This window comes from Ditibartonella choladocola (genome assembly GCF_002007565.1).
Taxonomy (GTDB): Bacteria; Pseudomonadota; Alphaproteobacteria; order Rhizobiales; family Rhizobiaceae; genus Bartonella; species Bartonella choladocola.
The window spans coordinates 1,178,478-1,200,278 of the sequence record NZ_CP015625.1; the positions used below are offsets into that span (position 1 = coordinate 1,178,478).

Here is a 21,801-nt window from a genome sequence, read left to right on the forward strand (position 1 = left end):
GTGTGAAAACTGCAAAAAGATGATTGCCAAATAAAATTGGTAAAAACCGGCCATTTTTGTGAAGAATTTTTGCTAAATATTGGCTATTGGCTGTGAAAGCGTATAACATATTGTAACGCTGTGATAATTATTGAGCGGCTATTTTTCATTGTTAGGAATATTTCCCATGAGCGACCAAGTGGATGTGGCGCAAAAGCGCTTTTTTAATGACGATCTTCAAACAACTGATTCCGAGATCTATGATGCCATTCGCGGCGAGCTTTCCCGTCAGCGCGATGAAATCGAGTTGATTGCATCGGAAAACATCGTATCGCGTGCTGTACTTGAAGCACAAGGTTCGGTTCTTACCAATAAATATGCCGAAGGTTATCCTGGCAAACGTTATTATGGCGGCTGCCAATATGTTGATGTGGTTGAAAATCTTGCAATAGAACGGGCCAAAAAACTGTTTGGCGCAGCCTTTGCAAATGTGCAGCCGAACTCCGGTAGCCAGATGAATCAGGCGGTCTTTTTCGCGCTTCTGAAACCGGGCGATACATTTATGGGTCTTGATCTCAATTCCGGCGGGCATTTGACCCACGGTTCACCGGTCAACATGTCAGGCAAATGGTTTAACGTGGTTTCCTATGGTGTGAGACGCGACGACCAGAAAATAGACATGGACGAAGTCGCCCGTATTGCCCGCGAAAATAAGCCCAAGCTTATACTTGCTGGCGGCACGGCCTATTCCCGCTTTTGGGATTGGAAGCGCTTCCGTGAAATTGCCGATGAAGTCGGCGCTTATCTGATGGTCGATATGGCACATATTGCGGGCTTGGTTGCAGGCGGTGTTCATCCTTCACCGGTACCTTTTGCCCATGTTGTAACCTCGACAACACATAAATCCTTGCGTGGACCGCGTGGTGGCATGATTTTGACCAATGATGAGGCAATCGCAAAAAAGATCAACTCGGCTGTGTTCCCCGGTATTCAAGGCGGGCCGCTCATGCATGTTATTGCTGCGAAGGCTGTTGCATTCGGTGAAGCATTGCGCCCCTCTTTCAAAACTTATGCGAAAAATGTTGTTGCCAATGCGAAAACATTGTCGGCTCGCTTGATTAAAAATGGCCTTGATATTGTATCGGGTGGCACTGATAACCATTTGATGCTGGTTGATTTGCGGCCGAAAAACGCTACAGGTAAGCGTGCGGAAAGTGCTTTGAGCAGGGCGCATATCACCTGCAATAAGAACGGCATTCCCTTTGATCCCGAAAAACCGTTCGTTACATCGGGTGTAAGACTTGGTACACCGGCTGGAACAACACGCGGTTTCGGTGAAAAAGAGTTTGATGAGATAGGCGAGCTGATTTCCGAAGTTCTGGATGGCCTCAAAGCTGCAAATTCGGACGAAGGCAATGCTGCTGTTGAAGCGCATGTACGCGAAAAAGTTCATGCATTGACTGAACGTTTTCCGCTATATCCTTATCTTGGTTAATGATTTGAACGGAGTAAAAAATGCGGTGTCCTTACTGTCAATCGGAAGATACCCAGGTAAAGGACTCGCGTCCGGCCGAAGATGGCTCGGTTATCCGCCGCCGTCGCATATGTCCTGTATGCGGCGGGCGGTTTACCACATTCGAGCGTGTGCAATTGCGCGAATTGATGGTGACAAAGAAAAGTGGACGACACGTCCCCTTTGATCGAGACAAGTTGATGCGGTCTGTCGAAGTTGCGTTGCGCAAGAGGAATGTTGATCCCGAACGGGTTGAACGGGCAATATCCGGTATAGTTCGCCAGCTTGAAAGTTCCGGAGAACCAGAAATATCGACCGAACAGATCGGCCACCTTGTCATGGAAGCTTTGAAGGGCATTGATGACATTGCCTATATCCGTTTTGCTTCGGTCTATCGCAATTTTCGCAATGCCAGTGATTTTCACGATGTAATTGATGAGCTGTCGGATCGTGACGGAGATAAAGACAACATTAAAAATGGCAGATAGAGCTGACGATTATCGTTTTATGGCGGCTGCCATTCGTCTGGCGCGTCGGCATCTTGGCGAAACGGCTGAAAATCCTTCTGTGGGTGCTATTATCGTCGGGACTGATGGCACGACGATTGTCGGCCATGGAGTAACGGAAACCGGTGGCCGACCACATGCGGAAACACAAGCGCTAAAAATGGCCGGTGAAAATGCCCGTGGCGGCACAGCTTATGTAACGCTTGAGCCTTGTTCACATTACGGGAAAACGCCACCATGTGCGAATGCATTGATAAATGCAGGAATAAAACGTGTCGTCATATCCATTCGCGACCCTGATAAAAGAGTTTCCGGACGCGGGATAAGAATGTTGGAAGATGCAGGGATTGTTGTTGAAACCGGCATATTGGCAAATCAGGCCTATGAAGGACTGAGTGCATATCTTGTAACAAGACAATTGGCCCGTCCCGAAGTCACTTTGAAAATGGCTATTTCGGCAGATAACGGTATCGGTGTGGAAGGCGAGCGAAATGTTCAGATCAGCAATGGAATATCGCATTCCATAAGCCACATAATGCGCGCTGAAAATGCTGCAATCGCAGTTGGAATAAAGACTGTTTTTGCCGACAATCCCGAACTTACCTGTCGTTTGCCGGGGTTGGAAGAACGCTCGCCAATACGCGTTGTGATTGATCGCAAGCTTTCGATTGATGGGAATTGCCGCTTGGTCGAGACGGCAAAGCATGTACCAACCTGGATTATCGCAGGCAAAAATGTGGATCCCAAGAAAAAGGCGGGCCTTGAAAAGAGTGGAATCGATATTTTTGAACTTGATGATAAGGATGGTGAATTTGCACCGCGAGATATTCTTAACACATTGTATCAAAAAGGTATTTCAAGCCTTTTGCTGGAAGGGGGAAGGGCAACGGCATGTTCTTTTCTCGATCATGGGCTGGTTGACAGGATTGCACTCTTCCGTTCAAAACTTATATTGGGAAAAAAAGAAATAGCTGCCCCCGATTTCAGCAAGTACCTTGTGAACTTCAACAAGGTCAATGAGGCCAATTTTGGCGAGGATAGTTACAGTGAATGGAGATGTCGTCGCGAATGTTTACCGGAATAGTAACGGATATAGGCGAAATAGCCGATTTAGAGCCTCTCAATGAGGGACTGCGGATCAAAATCCGCAACCATTATGATGTAAACACAATCGATATTGGTGCGTCGATTGCCTGTTCCGGTATTTGCCTGACGGTGGTCGATAAATCGGGAGATCATGCGCCAGAATCGTCATTCACTGTTGAAGCATGGGAAGAAGCTTTGCGCCTTACCAACATTTCAAGCTGGAAGGTTGGAAGTCATGTCAATCTTGAACGTTCATTGAAACTTGGCGATGAAATGGGCGGGCATCTTGTTTCCGGCCATGTTGATGGTCTGGCTGAAATTGTTGAAACTTCGGAAGAAGGCGACGCCAGAAGGTTTCAACTAAAAGCACCGGACGAATTGGCCCGTTTTATTGCCCGTAAAGGTTCTGTTGCCCTGAATGGCACATCTTTGACAGTCAATGCTGTCAAAGACAATTTGTTCGATGTATTGATTATTCGTCATACGCTGAATGTAACGACCTGGGGCGAGCGGAAAACGGGAGATCTCGTCAATCTTGAAATAGACCAGTTAGCGCGTTACGCCGCGCGACTTTCCGAATTTGTCAGGTAACCGGTTACTATACAGTCCGATATTCATTTGTATCCATTTACCCTTAGTCCTTAAATATCCTTTTCGTTGGAAGCAATTTAAGAAAAGCAGCTTTCGCATTTTCAAAAACTGTTCTAAATGAAGGGATATTGGCTCAACCTCATTGTTGTGATGGGCTTTGAGGGACGTAAAGTGCCAACCCGATTGTTGAGTTATAGGATCAGATTATGACAAAGAAAAACGTAAAAAAGGCTCATCTCCTTATTGTAGAAGCCCGGTTTTATGAAGAAATTTCGGACGCCTTGCTGAAAGGTGCAACAGAAACACTTGAACAGGCTAACGCAGATTTTGATGTTGTAACTGTTCCGGGAGCTTTGGAGATTCCGGCAGCGATTGCATTTGCCGAAAAGGGTGAAAAAAAATACGACGGTTATGTCGCATTGGGATGTGTTATCAGGGGTGAGACATACCATTTTGAAATCGTTTCTAACGAATCATGTCGGGGCATTGCGGATTTGAGCGTTCGCAAACGATTGGCTATCGGCAACGGTATTATCACAGTCGAAAATGAAAAACAGGCATGGGCTCGCGCTCTGCCGGATAAGAAAAACAAGGGTGGCTTTGCCGCCGAAGCCGCATTGCATATGATCGCACTGAAAGACAAATTCGGAGCAAATCGTTGAGTAACACTTATGCCAATAATCGTAATGGGTCGCGCCGTGCAAATAAACGCGGCGCGGCACGTTTGGCTGCTGTCCAGGCTCTCTATCAGATGGATGTTGCCGGTACCGGTATTCTTGAAATAACCTCGGAATATGAAACTTATCGGTTGGGACAGGAAGTCGATGGCGAACAATATCTTGAAGCCGACCCGCAATGGTTCCGTGCTATTATTGCCGGTGTGGTGGAAGAGCAACGCCAACTTGATCCTATGATTCGTCAACATTTGCCTGAAGACTGGCCGCTGTCACGTATTGATTCAACTTTACGTGCGATATTGCGGGCCGGTGCCTGGGAAATAAAAAACCGTAAAGATGTACCGGTTGCTGTCGCAATCAGCGAATATGTCGATATTGCCAAAGCATTTTTTGATGGTGATGAACCGAGGATGGTCAATGCCGTGCTTGATAGAATGGCAAAAGAATTGCGCGAACAATAAAGTTGCAAAAGCTGAAATTGCATTCAATATTTAAAAAAAGCTCTATCGGAAGATAGAGCTTTTATTTTTGTCTGCCGGTTTTTCGTTTTCAGTAAACGGGTTGAAAGCCTTAATTTACTGTCGAAATCGGCTTTGCGGGCAGGAAAATTTACCTGCCCGTTTGTGGCAATTGGGGAACGCCCTTCGAGCCTTTAATCAATTGCGACAGGAACGACTGGTCATGACCACCTGTTGGCGTTGTCTGGGTGATCGTATCGATAACTTTTCCGTCTTGCAGGCCATAATTCGCTATCCGTTCAACCTGACCGTTCTTGTTGAAATAGATAGCCAGAATTTTACGATCAACAATCTTGGGCTTCATGAATTGTGCACCGCGATAGCGCGTTTGCGAGATGTAATAGAAGACCTCGTTATCATACATTGCAGTCATTGAAGGTGAACCGAGGGCGAGCAAAACCTGATCGCGGCTTGAACCCACCGGCACAGAAGCAAGTGCCGACTCGTCGAGCACATAACCTTCATTGTAAGTTTGGCTTGTCTTGAGGAAATCATGGGATTTGCAGCCACTCAATGTGATTGCCGTAGCAGCGATTAAACCGATAAGTAACCCATGCTTAGCTTGGGTTTTAATGCGGATCGTGTGAAACAATGACATCTCCATCTAACGCATGGCGGGGGAAAAACTATTCTTCAATCTTTTTGCCTAAACCACCTTAAAGCCGTTTGCAATAGATTGCATCGTTGCCGACTTCTATTTATTAACAATGAGTATGGAAAACAGGAAACATTTTACGTCGTTTTATACACCTCATCTTGCCTATGCAGAAAAAGATGCATGTATCAAACACAGTTTTAAAGTTGAACACTGGAATGAGGCCCATTATGCACAATAATGACCACACAAACGAAAACGATTGCCATCTCATGAGTTTTGCAATCCATTATCCGGTCAATGTTCGTTCATTGCCGGTGAAAGGTGTGCGAATAAAAATTGATGCAGACGAAAAAGAACGCCAAAAACTCAAGGAAAACCATGGTCTTTTAAGCGTCGATTCATTTCATGCGGATGTCCATGTTTCGCCGTGGAAAAAACGGGGTGTTCGTATCAAGGGAAAGTTTGAAGCAGACATTGTCCAGGCCTGTGTCGTTACACTGGAACCAATTCCCGAACATGTTGAAGAGGAAGTTCAATCGGTTTTTATTCCCGAAGACTCCAAGCTTGTGAAATATGAAGAGCTGGATCATACGGGCGAAGTCTTCATTGATGCGGAAGGGCCTGATACGCCGGAAGTATTTCATGGGGATAGCATAGATGTCGGTGCTTTTCTGGAGGAATTCTTCGAGCTTTCTTTAAATCCCTATCCACGAAAGGAAGGGGTTGATGGCAACTATATTGAAGACACCGGAAATGAAGAAAAAGAACCTTCCCCTTTTGCTGTTTTGAAACAACTGAAATCGTAATGGTCGTCGAAAAAACAAATTTTATAGTTGTATAATGGCTTAAAACCGGTATTTTCGGCTTAAAGTTTCATGCGCCATCGCAACCAAGTGACGCGGCCTTATATAGAATTAGAAACTAATAGGACATTTGAGAGTGATCAGAATTTCTGTGGATGCAATGGGCGGCGATTTCGGCCCTGAGATCACAATTGCCGGTGCTGCAATTGCGCAGAAGCGTTTTCCTGAAATACGTTTTATTTTTTATGGTGTGGCAAGTGCGGTAGAACCGGTTTTGAAACGTTATCCGGAGCTTGGTTCTTCTTCGACATTCATTGCAACCGAAACCTACACACGGATGGATGAAAAACCCAGTCAGGCTTTGCGTAACGGCCGTGGCAAATCATCCATGTGGGCAGCAATCGAAGCTGTTAAAAAAGGCGAGGCGGATGCTTGTGTGTCGGCCGGTAATACCGGCGCGTTAATGGCAATGTCCTATTTTTGTCTAAGAATGATGGAGGAAGCCGATCGGCCGGGTATTGCGGGCGTGTGGCCGACTTTGCGCGGTGAAAGCATTGTGCTCGATATTGGTGCGACGATCGGTGCTTCCTCGGATCAGCTCGTTGATCTGGCAGTGATGGGGGCAGGTATGTTCCGCGCTCTTTATAATGTCAAACGGCCAACGGTAGGCTTACTCAATATTGGTGTCGAGGAAGTCAAAGGTCTGGATGAAATCAAACAAGCCGGTATGATGTTACGCGAAATTGGTCTTGATGGACTGGAATATAAGGGCTTTGTCGAAGGAAACGATATTGGTAAGGGAACGGTAGATGTCGTGGTGACAGAAGGTTTTTCCGGAAATATCGCTTTAAAAGCGGCTGAAGGAACAGCGCGGCAAATGGCAAAAATTTTGCGGGAAGCCATGTCCAGTTCATTGTTGACAAAGATCGGCTATCTTTTATCAATTAGTGCTTTTCGTAAACTCAAACAGAAAATGGATCCTGGCCGCGTGAATGGCGGTGTATTACTGGGACTTAACGGAGTTGTTATCAAAAGTCATGGCGGAACCGATGCAGATGGGTTTGCTTCTGCTTTGCGTGTAGGCTATGAAATGGTTAACAACAAGCTTTTGGAGAAAATTGCAGCGGATTTGAGGCATTTTCACGATAAAAAACCGGAACTTCTCGACCATGGTGACCACACGGTACATGATTGAAAACATAAACAAACGCATTGATAACTGAACATTGATTCGCTGGTTAAGGATAGAGCTGAATGATTCGATCTGCCATATGCGGCATAGGCAGTGCGCTGCCAAAAAAGAAGATGTTGAACAGCGAGCTTGAGGGGATTGTCGAGACATCCGACGCATGGATCGTTCAACGAACAGGAATCCGCCAGCGTTATATAGCCGGTGAAGGCGAGACAACGGTCTCTCTGGGGACTGCCGCCGCAAAGGCCGCTCTTGATAATGCAGGGCTTACAGTTGCCGATATTGACTGTATAATCCTTGCCACGGCTACGCCAAACCACACATTTCCTGCGTCTGCTGTCGAAATCCAGAACGCCTTGGGGATGTCACACGGTTTTGCTTTTGACGTGCAGGCTGTCTGTTCGGGTTTTATTTTCGCGCTCACAACTGCCGACCTTTATTTAAAAGGCGGCATGGCAAAGCGGATATTGGTTATCGGTGCGGAGACATTTTCCCGTATTCTTGATTGGAATGATCGTTCGACTTGCGTGCTTTTCGGTGATGGCGCCGGTGCCGTTATCCTTGAAGCAATCGAAAGCGCAAATGGCGATAATAGTGACCGGGGTATTCTTGTTTGTAAACAGCGCTCTGACGGTGCATTTGTTGACAAGCTCTATGTTGACGGGGGGCCATCAACAACGCAAACAACCGGTCATTTGCGAATGGAGGGGCGCGAAGTCTTCAAACATGCGGTCGGAATGATTACCGACGTTGTGGACGATTGTTTTTCGGCAACCGGCATTTCTCCATCGGAACTTGACTGGTTTGTTCCGCATCAGGCTAACAAACGTATTATTGATGCTTCGGCTAAAAAACTCGGCATTGCTGACGAAAAAGTTGTTATCACTGTCGACCAACACGGGAATACTTCTGCTGCGTCGGTTCCCCTGGCACTTGCAGTCGCTGTTAATGATGGTAGAATTAAAAAAGGTGATCTTGTCATGTTGGAGGCGATGGGTGGCGGATTCACATGGGGAGCAATTCTTATCCGCTGGTAACCGTAAGACGGGTTGACCGATCATAAATATAACGTATATGTTTTTTGTACTTCAATTTAAAGAAGGCGATAGTTATGTCTGGTACTACAGTGACGCGCGCAGATTTGGCGGATGCAGTTTGCAGAAGAGTTGGCCTGTCACGTACAGAGTCGGCTTCGTTGGTTGAAATGATCCTTGACGAAGTTTGCGATGCAATCGTTAAGGGTGAAACTGTCAAATTATCTTCATTTGCAACTTTTCATGTTCGCAATAAAACCGAACGCATTGGCCGTAATCCGAAAACCGGTGAAGAAGTTCCGATTTCACCGCGTCGCGTCATGACATTCAAAGCATCCAATGTTTTGAAGAAAAAAATTCTGGATGGCCACCGTTCAAAAAAATCCTAGATCGGCATAACAGTTTCAGTTTTGCCAAGTTCGTGTTATTGATAGCTATTGTGATAATTATCTATCAATGAAGCTGCAAGACTTTCACATAGGCTTGAAAGGCTGAAAGCGTTTGAGGGCGCCGGAACTTAATATCAGGCCAAACATCAAGTTGCAGTCGGCAAAGGGCAAAAAATGGATAAAAGTCCGGATGCTTTCCGTACCATCAGCGAAGTTGCTGAAGCGTTGGATCTTCCCCAACATGTTTTGAGATTTTGGGAAACACGTTTTTCACAGATAAAACCGTTAAAGCGCGGTGGTGGCCGTCGTTATTATCGTCCTGCCGATGTTGATTTACTGAAAGGCATTCGCCAACTCTTATATGAACAGGGCTATACCATTAAAGGCGCGCAACGTCTGTTAAAAGACAATGGCATCGCTTTTGTTGTCGCGTTGGGTAACGGTGATATTGCGGCGATTGATGCGATTACGCAAAAAAAGAAAGCCGAGGAAGAGGCTGAAAATACCCCGATTCCAGCAAAGCCCCAGCAATCCAAAGGCTTATTCAGCTTCATGAAGTCCGATTCGGATGCCGAAGTGGGCGGCAGCAATATCGGAAAAGGCAAAGATAACAAAACGCTTCTGCAAGAAGCGCTGTTTGAATTGATTGAATGCAAAAGAGTGCTCGACCGCGCCCGTTAAATGAGGGCAGGGGCGAGAAATCTTCGGCTAAACGGTTTCCTGTTATTGAAATCTCCTCTTTTGCATTAAAAGGCTGCTTTCGTTCTGAATTCACGGTTTTTGCGAGCAGCCGCCACCGTTCTTTAAAATTAATTTTTCCGAACAGTCGCTACAGTCTCGGCAATGAATAATTCAGTTCTGTCATTCATGAAACAGTTTCAATAACAATATATTTTAATAACATTATAGGCGCAGAATTTAATCAGGCATTATCCATTTCAATTATAGGTTATTGTTTAAAAAATACCATTATAAAACATGTATAATAAAAAATAATATAAATTATTTTATATTATGTTATTAAGTATATATAATGTAAATTTATAAAATTGTTTTTTATATTGAAAAGCTATTTTTATTTACTGGTAAGAGTTTAATAGTTTTTAAAATATGCACCTTATGAAATAAACCGGACAAAAACGTAATAACAGCCATCCGGTTGGATTTGGCCGCAAGTAAGCGGGTGAAAAAGTCATTTTCTTGTTCTGACAACTATCAGCGGATCAAAACCGGTTCCGATATTCTTTCTATTGAAAATTATTTTAGTCCTGTCACAGCGGTGAAAACTCGGTGATTTTTGCAATCAAGCATTCTGAGGCTCATTCTTTATATAAACGTTACCGCTCACCAATTTTTGTATTCGTCGTTGTCTTGCTCGTTATCGTCCCGACCGGCTGATATTTTGCGAAAAAACCGGTGGTAGCTTTGAGAAAAAGCTGAAAATTTATCAGCAATCCTATTCCGTGATAATCCGATATATCTTTAAGTTCGACCGTTCTTCATCGGCAAGAATCGTTACTGATTTCGGGAACACAGTCGCAGTTTTAATGCGACCTTCTAATGTCGAGAGACTGAATTTTAAAATTGTTGGAATTGCCTCGTCAGTCATTGAAGAGGGGGTTTCAAAAAAAGCTTTTAAAGTCGGGAAGCAATAGAGCCGATAATCGGGACTGATGCCGAAACACAATCGGAAAAACGGATAAATGGAAAACAGATGGTGGGCGTGACAGGGATTGAACCTGTGACCCCTACAATGTCAATGTAGTGCTCTCCCTCTGAGCTACACGCCCATCTGATGTTGGTGCATACACCATATCAATTCAGTCAGGTCAATGCCTTTTTAAAAAAAATAGTTCATAATCCGGAAAAAATGGAAATTTAAAACCTGTTTCCTAGGCTGCTATCAACATTTTTTCGACTTCCGAGACGAGTTCTCGCAAATGAAACGGTTTTGATAGTACTTTTGCGTCGCGTGGTGTGTTGCTATCGGAATTGAGTGCGACCGCTGCAAATCCGGTAATGAACATGACCCGTAAATCCGGATCTATTTCGGTTGCGCGGCGCGCCAGTTCGATGCCATCCATTTCCGGCATAACAATATCGGTCAGGAGCAGCGAAAAGGGTTCTTCCTGTAGGCGTTCATAAGCGCTTGCACCGTTATCGAAATCGGTAACTTCGTAACCGGCCCGTTCCAGGGCTTTTGCTAAAAATCGACGCATATCGTTATCGTCTTCGGCAAGCAAAATTCGTTTCATTATAGTGTCCAGCAGTTGTTTATTTGAATTGGATGCTTATCTCTTTCGTATTCATACAATAAATTAGGTTCGTAAAAAAAGCGATAAAGGCTGTCGGTGCAACTTTGTTTCTCATAATGGTTAATTCGCGGTTGCGAATGAAGGTGCATTCGGTTTACGGTTTTTATTGAAAAAGACATTGATTGCAGGTTTTGGAAATGGATTTAGATGGTGTTGCAGCGTTCCAATATTTTGAACCGGCTGAACTCAGAGTTCCGTTTCTCTTCAACTCGCCCCATTCGGGGCGTGTTTACCCCAAGAGCTTTTTAAAGCAGTCGAGTCTGGACAATTTTACAATCCGCATATCGGAAGATTGTTTTGTCGATCTTCTCTTCCGCAATGTCGTCGAGCTTGGTGCAGCTCTCATGGCGGCAAATTTCCCGCGCTCCTTTCTGGATGTCAATCGCGAGCGCGATGAACTTGATGGCGACATGTTTTTCGAGCCATTGCCGGAAGATGTTCCCAAGCCTTCGACACGTGTTCTTGCGGGCTTGGGAATCATACCGAGGATTGTTGCAACTGGCGTTCCGATTTATGACGGGCGTATTCACTTGAGCGATGCTTTGGAGCGTATCAACGGGCTTTATGTACCTTATCATGAACATCTCGCAAGGAAACTTGACGAGATGCGAGAACGTTTCGGATTTGCAGTTCTTATCGACTGTCATTCAATGCCGGGAAAACTGAGATTTTTTAATGGCGGTCAACAACCCGATTTTATTCTGGGCGATCAATATGGCCAATCCTGTGCGAATGCTTTCGTTGAATATGTAACTGATAGATTGGAGCAAAAGGGTTATAATGTCGCTCTCAATCGGCCTTATTCCGGAGGTTTCATCACCGCAAATTACGGTCGACCTTGCGAAAATATTCATGCTCTTCAAATAGAAATTAATAGAAGCCTTTATCTGGATGAAATTACGTTGGAACCCAATCATAATTTTCCGGTCCTGCAAAATGACCTCACGGGGCTTGCTTCGGATATTATGGCCTTTCCCGAAGGTCATTTCATGACCACGAAAGTGGCGGCAGAATAATTATTTTTTAAATTTGAGACAGATTTTCAAATCGGTCGAACGGTTGAATAATATAGAAAAATTGTCGGGATAAGAATATCGCAGGTGGAAATTCACGCGCAATCGGAAATGTAATGCCCGACATTGAGTTTTCCGACAAAGCCGGTTAAAACTTTTTGTCTAATCCGTGCCGTAATGACCGTAATACAAGTGATCGGGAGCAGATGATGACCAATCTTCCAGGATTTGATTTCTTTGAAAAACTTGCGCAAATCGCTGCCGATACATCGCTTCCCTTTTTTCGGCATTCGCTGTCGATAGACAATAAGGATAAAGAGGGGTTTGATCCGGTTACAATTGCCGATCGCAAAACCGAAATCGCTTTACGGGAATTTATTCATCAGGAACGTCCGGATGATGGAATATTGGGAGAGGAATTTCCCACCTTGAAAGGACTGAATGATAATGTCTGGGTCATTGATCCGATTGACGGAACGCGCTCTTTTATTACCGGAATGCCAATTTGGGGAAGTCTCGTCGGCCTCATGAAAAGTGGAAAAGCAGTTGCCGGCATGATGGCTCAACCTTTCACCCGTGAAATATATTATAGCTGTGGCAAGGGAGCTTATCTGAATACGCTGCTTGATGGTAGCCATCGTAAACTGGCCGTCAGCGACTGTAAAACACTTGATAAAGCCACAATGTTTACAACCGCTCCGGAGCTGTTTGAAGGTGAATCAAAAACACGTTTTGAAAAGCTGGTAAAGAAAGTCCGCTTAACGCGTTACAGTTCGGATTGTTATGCCTTTGCTATGCTTGCTTGCGGTTTTGTCGATCTGGTAGTGGAAACAGGGCTGGAGCCATATGACATTATGGCGCTCATACCTATTGTCGAGCAGGCAGGCGGCGTTATCAGGCAGTGGAACGGTGGTGGTGCGGAAGAAGCCGGAAATATTATTGCAGCTTCAACGCCGGAATTGTTCGATGCAGCGTCATCTATCCTCAACGGGTAATATCGTAAGCATTGGTGCCCGGTATAAAAGCATCGAATAAAGCCCAGAATTGTTTTTTGTGCCAATCACTTGCGTGAAATAGGTCGTGGCTTGCTCCCGATAGTGTGATTGTATCTGCAAGCCTGACATCATGACAAAATCTGCGCACCTCAGATGCGCTAGCCAGGCTGTCATTATGGCTGGTCACAAACAATGCCGGAAAGCGCTGGTCGTTTTTTTGTAAACGTTGTTTTGCGTAAGCAGCCGTTTCAAAGATGTCTGCCAACCAGTGCCTGTCAAGCAGCGGGGTCTGCTTTTCTTCATTATAATCCGATCCAGCGGTTAAAGGGGAGCAGGATTTACGAACCAGACATGCGCTTTGTTTCAATTTCATCCTGCCCAAACCGAAATCGCTCAGTGTTTTGTTGATTTTGTAATGAATGCCGCCGATTCTATAGCCTAACGGGCTAAAAAGGGGTGAAATACCGATGAGGCGGTCGCACTGATTGTTAATGACATCAATCGCCGAGATAGCGATGAGACATCCCGTTTCATAGCAGAGAAAATAATAAGGAGGCGGGCAGTCGGTATAAACAATTCGATGGAGGAATTCATCAAGGTCACCTATATGCCGGTTAATGTCGAATCTGTGTCGGAAATTTTCATGTTTGCCTTTATTCGGCGGCAGAGAACCGCCTTGCCCGTACCAGTCGAATGACGCATAGGAAAAACCACGCTCGCCAAGCTTTGAAAACAGTTCTTTATATCTTGCAACATTGTCGGCTACGCCTTGCAGGAAAATAACCGTACCTTTTTGATAGCCGGATTTTCTCGTATATTTGATAACTCGTAATTGTCTGTTATCCGACGTCTCAAGCATAGAAGTATGCAGGAGCGGCATCGGCATTTCATTTTTCAAAAGGCAGGCAGGCAATTATCGCATCTTTCTTTGCTGGTCATTGACGAACAACAATTATCTATTCCGCAAAATTTAAAAAAGCATTTCTTGTTTGCCGGAAATATCCGGTTGCCGTTGCAATTGCCTGCCGAAGACGTGGATTGACGTGCGGAATTTGAAGCTCCATGAACCCACACTTCGATAAGCCCGACCTGATCGCGGAATTTTTCAGTAACAGCTTATAGTTACGAGATTTTTTCAACATTTTCTCTGAAAAAAATTAACAGGACAAATAATGGCACTTGAAAGTCGGCTAACGGATAACCACATCATTAATGCGATCGCCGATACGGGGTCGCTGGTTATATTGATCTGCCTTTTTGGAGATCGTGATAACCAAACAAATCGTCGCTCTGAAGGAGGGCAATTATTATGCGTCAAGTAGACTTTTCACCATTATATCGTTCAACTGTCGGTTTTGATCGTTTGTTCAATATGTTTGATACAATGACCCAGCCGGAAAGCGTTCAGACTTATCCGCCTTATAATATTGAACGGTTGAGCGAGAATTCTTATCGGATTTCTATGGCTGTTGCCGGTTTCTCCGAAGATGAAATTGATATTGAAGCACAAAGTCATCAACTCACTGTCAAGGGCGAGAAATCGCATGAGGAAGAAAATGACGAAGGCGATTTCCTCTATCGCGGAATAGCATCGCGGTCCTTTGAACGGCGTTTCCAATTGGCCGATCATGTTGAAGTGGTTGGTGCGCAACTTCAAAACGGCTTGCTTCATATCGAATTGAAACGGGAAATTCCCGAAGAGATGAAGCCACGTAAAATTACGGTTGAAACGCCGAAAGCTTCCAATAGCAATAAACGTGCACAAAAACATGATATTCAAGTTGAAGCTGCTGAATAATTATTCTTGAACTTTGTTCTTTAAGGGCGTGTCCCATGTGTTTAACATGGGGCACGCCTTTTTTATTTCTGCCATTTTGAGAGGACAGTTAGAAAATGTCCCGAACAATCTCCGAAACAGATTTATCGGGTATGAGGATGTGTATAATGTTTCTTCATGTATCGGCCCGTTGCAGCACCATGCCGGAAGAGAAGGAGTCCGGATAAAACCGGGGCGAACTTCCGGAATTTTGTTATTATCACCGTCTAAAAAAACGCTTAAAAAATAATATGAATTAAAAACCACTTTTAAAACAATAAAAATAAAAAATAACTAAAATTATTGAAATAAAATTTCAATTTTAACATTTGCCAGTTGAAAACTTAGAACCTTTCTGACATAGCTTTAAAAAAGAGAGATTATGCAGTGCCATTCACAGTTTTTGCAGAATGGATCAGCAATTTTCTGTCATAATTTCTGGATCGGTTTTCGGAAAAAGGGCTTTCTAAATGTCGGATAGCGTTACTTCAGGTAATAATATTACTCAAAAGGGGTCGATAACGTCATCATTATCGAGTGGGGGTGCTACGGCCGCTTATGGACTTCCTGCTGCGCAGGGGTTGTATAATTCCCGCAATGAGCATGATGCCTGTGGCGTTGGATTTATTGCCCAGTTAAAAAATGTAAAGTCGCATAAAATCATCGAAGACGGGCTTTTCATGCTCGAAAATCTGACCCATCGCGGCGCTGTCGGGGCTGATCCGCTAGTCGGCGATGGTGCCGGTATATTGGTACAGATACCGGATCGTTTTTTTCGCGAAGTTATGGCTGAACAGGGTGTAGAATTACCGAAGGCCGGCCAATATGCTGTCGGACATATTTTTATGCCGCGTGACGAAGCCATGCGCGCCCATATCGAACAGATCGTCAAGGAAGTGATTGCTTCCGAAGGGCAGCATTTTATAGCGTTTCGCGATGTGCCGGTTGATAATTCTTCGCTTTCCAAGGCTCCGGCGATTGTTGCAACCGAACCTGTTCACCGGCAGGTTTTTATCGCTCGTGATCCGTCGATCAAGTCGGATGATGATTTTGAACGTCGTCTTTTTGTATTACGTAAAGTCATATCAAACCGTATTTTCCATGAAACCGGTGGCAGGGATAACGGTTTTTATGTTGTTTGTTTGTCATCGCGCACGGTTATCTATAAAGGCATGTTCCTGGCTTTTCAGGTCGGTGCTTATTATAAAGACTTGCAGGACGAGCGTTTTGAAAGTGCTTTGGCGCTTGTTCACCAACGCTTTTCAACCAACACGTTTCCATCATGGAAGCTTGCCCACCCTTACCGTATGATTGCCCATAACGGTGAAATCAATACGTTGAGGGGAAATGTGAACTGGATGGCTGCCCGTCAGGCTTCGGTCGACTCGGAACTTTTCGGTAACGATATTTCCAAGCTCTGGCCTATCTCTTATGAAGGCCAGTCGGATACTGCGTGTTTCGACAATGCTTTGGAATTTCTCTGTCAGGGTGGATATTCGCTTCCACATGCAATGATGATGCTTATTCCGGAAGCATGGGCGGGCAATAGTCTGATGAGTGTCGAAAGACGCTCGTTTTACGAATATCATGCAGCGCTGATGGAACCATGGGATGGACCTGCCGCAATAGCGTTCACAGATGGCCGCCAGATTGGTGCTACCCTTGACCGTAACGGTTTGCGTCCTGCACGTTATATTGTCACAGATGATGATTATGTCATTATGGCTTCCGAAGCCGGTGTTATTCCGGTGGAGGAAAAGCACATTGTTCGCAAATGGCGTTTGCAGCCGGGAAAAATGCTGCTTATCAACCTCGAAGAAGGGCGCATTGTTTCTGATGAAGAAATAAAGTCGGAAATTGCTTCCAAACATCCTTATCGCAAATGGCTTGATAATACCCAACTTATTCTGGAAGATCTGGCTCCGGTCGAACCTCGATCACTGCGCAAGGATGTTTCGCTCCTCGACCGTCAGCAGGCGTTCGGTTATACGCAGGAAGACAAGAAATTTCTGCTTTCTCCAATGGCAACAACCGGACAGGAGCCGGTTGGTTCGATGGGTGTTGATACGCCGATTTCGGCAATGTCCGACAAGTCGAAATTGCTTTACACCTATTTCAAGCAGAATTTTGCGCAGGTAACGAACCCCCCGATTGACCCGATACGTGAAGAACTGGTGATGAGTTTGGTTTCATTTATCGGTCCGCGGCCGAATATATTCGATTTGATCGGAACATCCCGTAGGAAGAGACTGGAAGTTCGCCAACCGATTTTGACCAATGGTGATCTTGAGAAAATCAGAGCGATTGGCCAGACGGAAGATCATTTTGATACCAAGACAATCGATATTACCTATTCTGTACAGGAAGGCGCAGCCGGTCTTGAAGGTGCGGTCGAGCGGCTTTGCGAGCGCGCCGAGGCTGCAGTTCATGGCGGTTACAATATTATCATCCTCTCCGATCGCCAGATTGGACCGGATCGCATACCGATACCGGCATTGCTTGCAACGGCTGCCGTGCACCATCACTTGATCAGAAAAGGGTTGCGCACTTCCGTCGGCTTGGTTGTCGAAACCGGTGAACCGCGTGAAATCCACCATTTTTGTTGTCTTGCCGGTTATGGCGCGGAAGCAATCAACCCCTATCTCGCATTTGATACTTTGATTGATATGTTCGAGCGCGGCGAGTTTCCGAAGGAAGTCGAAGAGCATGAAGTTATTTATCGTTACATCAAGTCGATCGGTAAAGGCATGCTCAAGGTTATGTCCAAGATGGGCATTTCGACTTATCAGTCCTATTGTGGAGCGCAAATTTTCGATGCGGTCGGTCTGAAGCAGTCTTTTGTAGACCGTTTCTTTACGGGAACAGCCACAACAATCGAAGGTGTTGATCTCGATCAGATTGCAACCGAAACGGTAAGACGGCATACGTCGGCGTTCAGCAATGATCCTGTTCTTCTCAACTCTCTGGATGTCGGTGGTGAATATGCCTATCGTATTCGCGGTGAAACACATATCTGGACACCGGATGCGGTGGCAAGCTTGCAGCATTCTGTTCGCACATCCAATCCGGCACTGTTTACGGCTTATTCACAACGTATCAATGGTGAAACAGCGCGCGCCAAGACGATACGTGGTCTCTTCAAGATCAAAAGTGCCGAGGAACGTGGTGCTAAACCGGTTGCTATCGAGGATGTCGAACCGGCATCCGAAATTGTAAAGCGTTTTTCAACGGGCGCTATGTCTTTTGGCTCTATCTCTCGTGAAGCTCATACCACATTGGCTCGCGCCATGAATAAAATTGGCGGAAAATCCAATACCGGTGAAGGTGGAGAGGAACCCGATCGCCTCTATCCCTTGCCTGATGGCACACAAAATCCTGAACGTTCCTCTATCAAACAGGTAGCGTCGGGGCGTTTCGGTGTTACTGCCGAATATCTGGTGAATGCAGATGTCATCCAGATTAAAGTGGCTCAGGGTGCAAAGCCCGGAGAAGGCGGACAATTGCCGGGACATAAAGTTGACGCAACAATTGCCAAGACCCGTCACTCGACGCAAGGTGTCGGCCTGATTTCACCGCCCCCTCACCATGACATTTACTCGATTGAAGATCTGGCACAACTGATTTTCGATTTGAAAAATGTTAATGAATACGCTGACATTTCTGTCAAACTCGTCTCCGAGGTTGGTGTTGGAACAGTCGCTGCTGGCGTTGCAAAAGCACGTGCGGATCATATCACCATATCGGGTTATGATGGCGGTACGGGGGCAGCTCCATTGACATCGGTCAGAAACGCCGGTTCTTCTTGGGAAATGGGGCTCGCCGAAACCCAGCAAACCCTGGTACTTAACGGTTTGCGTTCGCGTGTGGCATTGCAGGTCGATGGCGGTTTGCGCACCGGTCGTGACGTTATTGTAGGCGCACTTCTGGGGGCAGATGAATTCGGCTTTGCAACAGCTCCGCTGATTGCGGCAGGCTGTGTCATGATGCGGAAATGCCATCTTAACACATGCCCGACCGGCGTTGCGACGCAGGATCCTGTATTGCGCAAGCGTTTCAAAGGAACGCCTGAACACGTTATCAACTTCTTCTTCTATCTTGCTGAGGAAGTGCGCGCTATTCTGGCACATATGGGCTTCAAAAAGCTTGATGATATTATCGGTCAGTCGGATTTTTTGGATAAACAGCCGGCAATCGACCATTGGAAGGCAAAGGGGCTCGATTTCAGCCGGATATTCTATAAACCGGATGCCGAGAAGAAGCAGATAAGGCACACTGAACGTCAACATCATCCGATTGAAGATATTCTCGATCGCAAGCTTATCGAGAAAGCACAGGCCGCTTTGAATGATAAAAAGCCTGTCGAATTCGAGACATTGGTACGCAATGTTGACAGATCGGTTGGTGCGATGTTGTCGGGAGAAGTTGTGCGGCATTTCCGCCATAAAGGTTTGCCCGACAATACAATCAACATCCACTTCAAAGGCACAGCCGGTCAATCTTTCGGTGCGTTTCTTGCCAAGGGGATAACCTTCGATCTCATTGGTGACGGTAACGATTATGTCGGCAAGGGTCTTTCTGGCGGCAGGATAATTGTTCGTCCTCCGGAAGATAGCAATGTTGTCGCCGAAGATTCGATCATCGTTGGTAACACCGTGCTTTATGGCGGCATTGAAGGTGAATGCTATTTCCGTGGCGTTGCGGGAGAGCGTTTTGCTGTACGCAATTCCGGCGTGGCTGCGGTTGTTGAAGGCGTCGGCGACCACGGTTGTGAATATATGACCGGTGGCATTGTTGTGGTGATCGGCAAAACCGGACGCAACTTTGCAGCAGGTATGTCGGGCGGTGTTGCCTATGTGCTTGATGAGGCAGGCGATTTTGCACAAAGATGCAATATGGCTATGGTCGAACTTGAGCCGGTTCCCGAAGAAGACGATATGCTTGAAAAACTTCACCATCATGGTGGTGACCTTATGCATAAAGGCCGTGTCGACGTATCGGCCAATATGACCCACCACGATGAAGAACGGCTGGCGCAGATGATTGCCAATCATCTTCACTATACAGGCTCTGAAAGGGCAAAAGAGATCCTTGATAATTGGGATCAATATCGCCCGAAATTCGTCAAAATCATGCCGGTCGAATATCGCCGCGCTTTGGAAGAAATGGAACAGATGCGTATGGAAACGGCTGCCGAATAATCGGCAGTCCGGATACATCGTTCAAAAGTCAGATACGGAAACAACAAATGGGTAAAGTAACCGGTTTTCTTGAAATAGATCGCCAATCGCAGAAGTATCAACCAGCTTCTGATCGCATCCGTCATTTTCGTGAATTTACAATTCCGATGTCCGAGGCAGAGGTGCAAAAACAGGCTGCACGTTGTATGGATTGCGGAATTCCTTTTTGTCACGGTTCGACAGGGTGTCCGGTCAATAACCAGATACCCGATTGGAACGACCTCGTTTATAAGGGGAATTGGAAAGAAGCGATCAGCAATCTTTTGTCCACCAACAATTTTCCTGAATTTACAGGTCGCGTTTGTCCGGCACCTTGTGAGGAAGCATGCACGCTCAACCTTGAGGATATGCCGGTCACCATCAAAACAATCGAGCAAACACTGGCAGACAAAGCTTTTGCACTCGGTTTTTTTGCGCCACGCCCCAATGAATCAAAAACGGGAAAGAGGGTTGCGATTATCGGATCGGGACCATCAGGTTTGGCTGCTGCACAACAACTTGCCCGTGCCGGCCATATGGTCGACGTTTACGAAAGGGAAAGCCGCCCCGGTGGGCTGTTGCGTTACGGTATTCCCGATTTCAAGTTGGAAAAACATCACATCGACCGCCGTGTCGAGCAATTGGAAGGTGAGGGCGTCACTTTTTACTGCGGTGTCAATATTGGCGTGGATAAGGCTGTCGACGATCTGTTAAACGAATATGATGCCGTGCTTTATTGCGGTGGTTCCGAGACTCCGCGCAAAATTGACATACCCGGCGTTCATTTTCATGGTGTACATGATGCTATGTGCTATCTTGTGCAGCAAAATAAACGGGTCGGTCGTGAAAATATTGAATCGGTCGGTTGGCCTTCACCGTCTATTACTGCCGACGGAAAGCATGTCGTTGTTGTTGGCGGTGGTGACACGGCATCCGATTGTGTGGGAACGGCCTTCCGTCAGGGTGCGGTTAAAGTAACCCAGCTTGATATTCGCCCGCAACCTCCGGAAAAAGAAGACAAGCTCAGTGTTTGGCCATATTGGGCAACAAAAATGCGCACATCGACAAGTCAGGCAGAAGGGGCCGAGCGCGAGTTTCAGATTGCTACGCTTGAATTTATTGCAGAAAACGGCGAGTTGACCCATGTAAAATGCTGTCATGTCGACGAGCACCGCAAGCCGATAGCCGGTACCGAATTTTTTATTCGTGCCGATCTTGCATTTATTGCTATCGGTTTTGCCGGACCGTTTGAAGCAGGCGTCTGCAGTGAATTGGGAGACCGTTTGAAGCTGAAAGTCGACCGTCGGGGTGCGCACTCGGTTCTGGCTGATACGAATAATTATAAAACCAGTATCGATAAATTTTTTGCTGCGGGCGATGTCAGACGTGGCCAGTCACTTGTTGTCTGGGCGATCAGGGAAGGGCGTCAGGCTGCCCGTGCCATTGATGAATTCTTGATGGGAGAGACATTGCTGCCTCGTTAAATCGACGACAAAGAGCGGGCTAGCCGCGATATATGAAGTGCTTCGAGGCTCCGGAAATTCCGGAGCCTTTTTATAT

General features: G+C 45.9%; 20 protein-coding genes and 1 tRNA gene. 17 read left to right on the forward strand and 4 right to left on the reverse strand.

What is annotated here, in order from left to right:
* The first annotated feature begins 166 nt into the window (after positions 1-166).
* From glyA to nusB, 6 genes are all read left to right on the forward strand, one after another.
* Positions 167-1,474: a serine hydroxymethyltransferase gene (gene glyA, locus BBC0122_RS05285; protein ID WP_077991948.1), complete on the forward strand. Its 1,308-nt coding sequence runs from the start codon at positions 167-169 to the stop codon at positions 1,472-1,474.
* Positions 1,475-1,494: 20 nt separating this feature from the next.
* Positions 1,495-1,980 carry a transcriptional regulator NrdR gene (gene nrdR, locus BBC0122_RS05290; protein ID WP_077991950.1) on the forward strand — a complete coding sequence of 162 codons (486 nt, stop codon included), beginning with the start codon at positions 1,495-1,497 and terminating at the stop codon, positions 1,978-1,980.
* Positions 1,970-3,082 (forward strand): bifunctional diaminohydroxyphosphoribosylaminopyrimidine deaminase/5-amino-6-(5-phosphoribosylamino)uracil reductase RibD, encoded by a 1,113-nt coding sequence (gene ribD / locus BBC0122_RS05295; protein ID WP_077991951.1) that lies wholly within the window; start codon positions 1,970-1,972, stop codon positions 3,080-3,082. Before nrdR ends, ribD begins: the two co-directional genes overlap by 11 nt.
* Positions 3,067-3,675, forward strand: a complete 609-nt coding sequence (locus tag BBC0122_RS05300; RefSeq protein WP_077991954.1) for a riboflavin synthase — start codon at positions 3,067-3,069, stop codon at positions 3,673-3,675. The genes ribD and BBC0122_RS05300 overlap by 16 nt, the downstream gene beginning before the upstream one ends.
* A 206-nt stretch (positions 3,676-3,881) precedes the next feature.
* Positions 3,882-4,337 carry a 6,7-dimethyl-8-ribityllumazine synthase gene (locus tag BBC0122_RS05305; protein WP_077991958.1) on the forward strand — a complete coding sequence of 152 codons (456 nt, stop codon included), beginning with the start codon at positions 3,882-3,884 and terminating at the stop codon, positions 4,335-4,337.
* Positions 4,334-4,813, forward strand: coding sequence for a transcription antitermination factor NusB (gene nusB, locus BBC0122_RS05310; protein ID WP_077991960.1), 480 nt, complete (start codon positions 4,334-4,336; stop codon positions 4,811-4,813). The genes BBC0122_RS05305 and nusB overlap by 4 nt, the downstream gene beginning before the upstream one ends.
* Before the next feature lie 148 nt (positions 4,814-4,961).
* Here the strand turns inward: nusB and BBC0122_RS05315 are convergent, their stop codons facing one another.
* Positions 4,962-5,474, reverse strand: coding sequence for an outer membrane protein assembly factor BamE (locus BBC0122_RS05315; RefSeq protein WP_369805230.1), 513 nt, complete (start codon positions 5,472-5,474; stop codon positions 4,962-4,964).
* Between the two features lie 221 nt (positions 5,475-5,695).
* On the opposite strand from BBC0122_RS05315, the gene BBC0122_RS05320 reads away from it, so the two are divergent.
* The 5 genes from BBC0122_RS05320 (at position 5,696) to BBC0122_RS05340 (ending at position 9,567) form a co-directional block, all read left to right on the forward strand.
* Complete coding sequence (locus tag BBC0122_RS05320) at positions 5,696-6,274, forward strand: YceD family protein (RefSeq protein ID WP_225868155.1); 579 nt, start codon at positions 5,696-5,698, stop codon at positions 6,272-6,274.
* Positions 6,275-6,407: 133 nt separating this feature from the next.
* Positions 6,408-7,466, forward strand: coding sequence for a phosphate acyltransferase PlsX (gene plsX / locus BBC0122_RS05325; protein WP_077991964.1), 1,059 nt, complete (start codon positions 6,408-6,410; stop codon positions 7,464-7,466).
* A gap of 59 nt (positions 7,467-7,525) precedes the next feature.
* Entirely contained in the window at positions 7,526-8,500 is a 975-nt protein-coding gene (locus tag BBC0122_RS05330) for a beta-ketoacyl-ACP synthase III (protein WP_077991965.1), read from the forward strand.
* Positions 8,501-8,574: 74 nt separating this feature from the next.
* Positions 8,575-8,886 (forward strand): integration host factor subunit alpha, encoded by a 312-nt coding sequence (locus BBC0122_RS05335; protein WP_077991967.1) that lies wholly within the window; start codon positions 8,575-8,577, stop codon positions 8,884-8,886.
* Positions 8,887-9,060: 174 nt separating this feature from the next.
* Positions 9,061-9,567 carry a MerR family transcriptional regulator gene (locus BBC0122_RS05340; RefSeq protein ID WP_077991968.1) on the forward strand — a complete coding sequence of 169 codons (507 nt, stop codon included), beginning with the start codon at positions 9,061-9,063 and terminating at the stop codon, positions 9,565-9,567.
* Positions 9,568-10,601: 1,034 nt separating this feature from the next.
* Here BBC0122_RS05340 and BBC0122_RS05345 read toward each other — a convergent pair.
* Together BBC0122_RS05345 and cpdR are read right to left on the reverse strand one after the other, a co-directional pair.
* Positions 10,602-10,676: transfer RNA gene (locus BBC0122_RS05345), tRNA-Val, on the reverse strand.
* A gap of 102 nt (positions 10,677-10,778) precedes the next feature.
* On the reverse strand, positions 10,779-11,141 hold the full coding sequence (gene cpdR / locus BBC0122_RS05350) for a cell cycle two-component system response regulator CpdR (protein ID WP_075870787.1): 363 nt from the start codon (positions 11,139-11,141) through the stop codon (positions 10,779-10,781).
* Positions 11,142-11,338: 197 nt separating this feature from the next.
* Here cpdR and BBC0122_RS05355 point away from each other — a divergent pair, with 197 nt between their 5' ends.
* Together BBC0122_RS05355 and hisN are read left to right on the forward strand one after the other, a co-directional pair.
* A complete protein-coding gene (locus BBC0122_RS05355) occupies positions 11,339-12,217 on the forward strand; it encodes an N-formylglutamate amidohydrolase (RefSeq protein ID WP_077991973.1) in 879 nt (292 codons plus the stop codon).
* A gap of 155 nt (positions 12,218-12,372) precedes the next feature.
* Positions 12,373-13,209 carry a histidinol-phosphatase gene (hisN, locus tag BBC0122_RS05360; protein WP_335617822.1) on the forward strand — a complete coding sequence of 279 codons (837 nt, stop codon included), beginning with the start codon at positions 12,373-12,375 and terminating at the stop codon, positions 13,207-13,209.
* On the opposite strand, the gene BBC0122_RS05365 is transcribed toward hisN, so the two are convergent.
* Positions 13,199-14,068, reverse strand: a complete 870-nt coding sequence (locus BBC0122_RS05365; RefSeq protein WP_188318086.1) for an alpha/beta hydrolase — start codon at positions 14,066-14,068, stop codon at positions 13,199-13,201. The genes hisN and BBC0122_RS05365 overlap by 11 nt on opposite strands.
* Positions 14,069-14,381: 313 nt before the next feature.
* Here BBC0122_RS05365 and BBC0122_RS12975 point away from each other — a divergent pair, with 313 nt between their 5' ends.
* The 4 genes from BBC0122_RS12975 (at position 14,382) to BBC0122_RS05380 (ending at position 21,725) form a co-directional block, all read left to right on the forward strand.
* Positions 14,382-14,531 carry a hypothetical protein gene (locus tag BBC0122_RS12975; protein ID WP_188318087.1) on the forward strand — a complete coding sequence of 50 codons (150 nt, stop codon included), beginning with the start codon at positions 14,382-14,384 and terminating at the stop codon, positions 14,529-14,531.
* Entirely contained in the window at positions 14,519-15,007 is a 489-nt protein-coding gene (locus BBC0122_RS05370; protein WP_077991977.1) for an Hsp20 family protein, read from the forward strand. The genes BBC0122_RS12975 and BBC0122_RS05370 overlap by 13 nt, the downstream gene beginning before the upstream one ends.
* Positions 15,008-15,525: 518 nt before the next feature.
* Positions 15,526-20,223: a glutamate synthase large subunit gene (gltB, locus tag BBC0122_RS05375; RefSeq protein ID WP_335617826.1), complete on the forward strand. Its 4,698-nt coding sequence runs from the start codon at positions 15,526-15,528 to the stop codon at positions 20,221-20,223.
* A 47-nt stretch (positions 20,224-20,270) separates the two neighbouring features.
* Positions 20,271-21,725, forward strand: coding sequence for a glutamate synthase subunit beta (locus BBC0122_RS05380; protein ID WP_077991979.1), 1,455 nt, complete (start codon positions 20,271-20,273; stop codon positions 21,723-21,725).
* Positions 21,726-21,801: the final 76 nt, after the last annotated feature.

Excerpts from the sequence above, each read along its gene's own strand:
- glyA (WP_077991948.1), top strand. The coding sequence starts at position 167 with ATGAGCGACCAAGTGGATGTGGCGCAAAAGCGCTTTTTTAATGACGAT.
- nrdR (WP_077991950.1), top strand. The coding sequence starts at position 1,495 with ATGCGGTGTCCTTACTGTCAATCGGAAGATACCCAGGTAAAGGACTCG.
- ribD (WP_077991951.1), top strand. The coding sequence starts at position 1,970 with ATGGCAGATAGAGCTGACGATTATCGTTTTATGGCGGCTGCCATTCGT.
- BBC0122_RS05300 (WP_077991954.1), top strand. The coding sequence starts at position 3,067 with ATGTTTACCGGAATAGTAACGGATATAGGCGAAATAGCCGATTTAGAG.
- BBC0122_RS05305 (WP_077991958.1), top strand. The coding sequence starts at position 3,882 with ATGACAAAGAAAAACGTAAAAAAGGCTCATCTCCTTATTGTAGAAGCC.
- BBC0122_RS05315 (WP_369805230.1), bottom strand. The coding sequence starts at position 5,474 with ATGGAGATGTCATTGTTTCACACGATCCGCATTAAAACCCAAGCTAAG.
- BBC0122_RS05320 (WP_225868155.1), top strand. The coding sequence starts at position 5,696 with ATGCACAATAATGACCACACAAACGAAAACGATTGCCATCTCATGAGT.
- BBC0122_RS05330 (WP_077991965.1), top strand. The coding sequence starts at position 7,526 with ATGATTCGATCTGCCATATGCGGCATAGGCAGTGCGCTGCCAAAAAAG.
- BBC0122_RS05335 (WP_077991967.1), top strand. The coding sequence starts at position 8,575 with ATGTCTGGTACTACAGTGACGCGCGCAGATTTGGCGGATGCAGTTTGC.
- BBC0122_RS05340 (WP_077991968.1), top strand. The coding sequence starts at position 9,061 with ATGGATAAAAGTCCGGATGCTTTCCGTACCATCAGCGAAGTTGCTGAA.
- cpdR (WP_075870787.1), bottom strand. The coding sequence starts at position 11,141 with ATGAAACGAATTTTGCTTGCCGAAGACGATAACGATATGCGTCGATTT.
- BBC0122_RS05355 (WP_077991973.1), top strand. The coding sequence starts at position 11,339 with ATGGATTTAGATGGTGTTGCAGCGTTCCAATATTTTGAACCGGCTGAA.
- BBC0122_RS05365 (WP_188318086.1), bottom strand. The coding sequence starts at position 14,068 with ATGCTTGAGACGTCGGATAACAGACAATTACGAGTTATCAAATATACG.
- BBC0122_RS12975 (WP_188318087.1), top strand. The coding sequence starts at position 14,382 with ATGGCACTTGAAAGTCGGCTAACGGATAACCACATCATTAATGCGATC.
- BBC0122_RS05370 (WP_077991977.1), top strand. The coding sequence starts at position 14,519 with ATGCGTCAAGTAGACTTTTCACCATTATATCGTTCAACTGTCGGTTTT.
- BBC0122_RS05380 (WP_077991979.1), top strand. The coding sequence starts at position 20,271 with ATGGGTAAAGTAACCGGTTTTCTTGAAATAGATCGCCAATCGCAGAAG.